This window comes from SAR324 cluster bacterium (assembly GCA_029245725.1).
Classification (GTDB): domain Bacteria; phylum SAR324; class SAR324; order SAR324; family NAC60-12; genus JCVI-SCAAA005.
In genome coordinates this window covers 1-3,051 of record JAQWOT010000299.1, presented here as the reverse complement: position 1 = coordinate 3,051, position 3,051 = coordinate 1, and the positions used below count along the sequence as shown (strand labels likewise).

At 51.2% G+C, this 3,051-nt stretch carries 4 protein-coding genes; all 4 read left to right on the top strand.

Annotation, left to right across the window (positions count from 1 at the left end; translation table 11 throughout):
• The coding region (locus P8O70_16105) for an ABC transporter permease (GenBank protein ID MDG2198366.1) at window positions 1–272 on the top strand (272 nt) is incomplete at its 5' end.
• Window positions 265–1,284 (top strand): ABC transporter ATP-binding protein, encoded by a 1,020-nt coding sequence (locus P8O70_16100; GenBank protein MDG2198365.1) that lies wholly within the window; start codon window positions 265–267, stop codon window positions 1,282–1,284. The genes P8O70_16105 and P8O70_16100, both read left to right, overlap by 8 nt.
• Window positions 1,284–2,177 carry a nucleoside hydrolase gene (locus P8O70_16095; protein ID MDG2198364.1) on the top strand — a complete coding sequence of 298 codons (894 nt, stop codon included), beginning with the start codon at window positions 1,284–1,286 and terminating at the stop codon, window positions 2,175–2,177. Before P8O70_16100 ends, P8O70_16095 begins: the two co-directional genes overlap by 1 nt.
• A partial coding sequence (locus tag P8O70_16090; GenBank protein ID MDG2198363.1) for an adenosine deaminase occupies window positions 2,174–3,051 on the top strand: 878 nt, incomplete at its 3' end. The genes P8O70_16095 and P8O70_16090, both read left to right, overlap by 4 nt.

Below are 3,051 nucleotides of genomic sequence, written 5' to 3'. Positions count from 1 at the left end.
GATTGGGAGCTTTCGTTAAAGTAGTGCTGCCCAATATTCGCGGAGGAGTCCTAGCGGCTTTCATTTTGGGATTCGTCACCAGCTTTAATCAGGTACCTGTTTCATTGTTTCTTTCCGGCCCAGGGGTACGCACACTGCCAATTGATATGCTGGCCTATATGGAAATTACTTACGACCCTTCAGTCGCAGCCCTCTCTGCGTTGCTCGCAATCATGTCCGTGGGGATCATTTTCCTCGCTGAAAAATTCTTGGGCTTTTCTCGCTATGTCTGAGTCCTTTATTTGCCTGAAAAATCTGACGCTTGCTTATGGGAACACGGTCGCTGTGTCCAAACTCAGCCTGAACATCCGCAAAGGAGAGCTGATCACTCTTCTTGGACCCTCAGGATGTGGCAAAACCACCACGATGAGAGCCATCGCAGGTCTATTGTCTCCTCGCTCGGGGTCAATCGAGATTGATGGGACTGACGTCACCAAAGTCCCAGCCAATAAACGTGGCGTTGGGTTGGTGTTTCAGTCCTACGCGTTGTTTCCGCATCTTTCTGCCTTTGAAAATGTAGCCTTTGGCCTGCGACTCAGAAAAGTTTCAAATGGTGAGATCAAGAAACGAGTGGAACAAAGTCTCGATACCGTCGAACTTGGCGAATTTGCCAATCGTAAACCGAGCGAGCTCTCCGGTGGCCAGCAACAAAGGCTTTCCTTAGCTAGATCTCTTGTTCTGGAACCCAAGGTCATGTTGCTTGATGAGCCACTTTCGAATCTGGATGCTCGTTTGCGGTTGGACATGCGGTCTGAATTGCAGCGCCTGCAACGCAACAGCGGCATCACCATGGTCTTTGTCACTCATGACCAAGGGGAGGCTCTTGCGCTAGCTGACCGAGTCGTCCTGATGAAGGACGGTTTGATCGAACAGATGGGCACTCCAACTGAACTCTACAACCATCCCAGTACTGTCTTTGCTGCCGATTTCATGGGCTTTGAGAACATTTTCGAAGTTCGTGAGGGAGACTTGATTGGCAGGGACGGCAGCAAGATCAGTGGATACAACGCTCCATCTGGATCTTTAGCCTGGCGTCCTAGTGGTGTCAGCTTAGGAAGTGGCCCCTTCCATGGGACGGTTGCTGGGGTATCTTTCGCAGGTGAGATGTGGGAATACGTCATCACCTCCCCCCTAGGTCGGATCACAGCTTCCACTCCAGCCGGAAATACCCCTTATCCAATAGGAGCCACCCTAGCTTTTGACCTACCCGAGCAGTATGGACACCAAATCAAGGGATCTCACTGATGGGACTTTGGGTCGATACCGACTTTGGATTTGACGACTTATGGGCCTTGCTTGTCCTTGGAGCGGAGGGCGTTGCCATTGATGGCGTGTCCCTCGTGGCAGGCAATTCCCAACTGGAGCAAGTCTGTGCCAACGCTTTCGGTGCGATCCACCATTTTGGCTTCTCCTGGCCAATCTTCAGTGGTGCAGATGGTCCGTTGTCCCGTCCCTTAGAGACTGCAGAAAGAATTCTAGGACCAAAGGGTATGCGCAGCCGAGGACAATTCTTGCCCTTGGTTCCAGCACCATCCGTCCAGGAAGCGCTACCAGCTTTGGCAAACTGGCTGGATTCCGAAGGCACTAAAGATTTGCTTGCCATTGGCCCACTCACGAACCTCGCTCTCGCCTACCAAAGCTTTCCGGACAAGCTGCAGAGGTTAAGGACTCTAACTTGGATGGGTGGCAGTCGGGCCAGAGGCAACCACACCAAGCACGCCGAATACAATGCCTTTGCTGATGCAGACGCCCTCGCCACTGTCCTTCAGCATGGTGCACCACTGCGGGTGGTTGATCTGGAGATCTGCCGCCAAGTCACATTTGGTCCAGTTGATGTGCCAGTTTTGGAGGACGGTCTTTTGGCAGACTTACTGGGAGGCTACCTCGATATCGCCCTTTCCCGAGAACGAGAGCGGATGGCAATCTACGATCCGATTGCTGCGGTGGCAGTTGTCCAGCAGTCTCTAATCAAGTTTGAGCGAGTCAACCTATCCGTACACACTGAGAACGATTCTCGATACGGTAAGACAGAGTTCAACTTTGTGCAGCCTCCGAATGCTTCGATTGGAACCGGAATTGACCCCAAGATTGCGCTGCAAATCTGTATGAAAGCCCTGAAACAGAGACAAAACCAATGAGCGAAGCAAACTCGACTTTCAATGAATTTTTGCAGCGAATCCCCAAGATCGAGTTGCATTGTCATCTCCTTGGTACCATCCGCAAGGAGACCATGAAGGAACTGGCTCGTAAGAATGGCGCCCGCACCACAGATGCTGAAATTGATGCTTTTTACGTCCGTGGTGAGAAGCCGGTTGGAGTCCTACACATTTTCCGTGAGTTGGAAAATCACCTTCTCCAAGACCCTGATGACCTACGTCGAATCACCTATGAATACCTGGAAGACGCCTCCCGTCAACAGGTTCGACATGCAGAGTTTTTCTGGAACCCGACAGGCATACTAGCAGCGACTGATCGCTCTTACAGCGAATTGCAGAACGCCATTCTTTTGGGCATGAACGAGGCTGAAACGGATTTCGGGATCACCAGCTTACTCATCTCCAGTATCGATCGTGAGGCCTCTGCATCCGCAGGTCTCGAAATGGTAGAGTTGATGTGCGCTCACCGTCACCCTGCCGTTGTGGGCATCGGAATGGATTACAACGAAATCAACAATCCGCCTGAAAAATTTTCTGATGCCTACGCATTGGCAAAAAAAGCAGGCTTGAAGACAACCGCTCATGCCGGAGAATTTGGCACATCCTGGAAGAACGTGGAAACCGCAATGAATGTTCTGGGAGTTGATCGGCTCGATCATGCCTACACTGTCCTCGACAATCCCGCCCTTGTCTCACGTTGCATTGATCAAGGAATTTTGATCACGGTGGTCCCGACAAACAGCTACTATCTCCGAATCTTGAGCACCGATTCATGGGCTCAAGAACACCCAATTCGTCAAATGGCTCAGGCTGGATTAAAAATTCATCCCAATACGGACGATCCTGCTTTTCATCT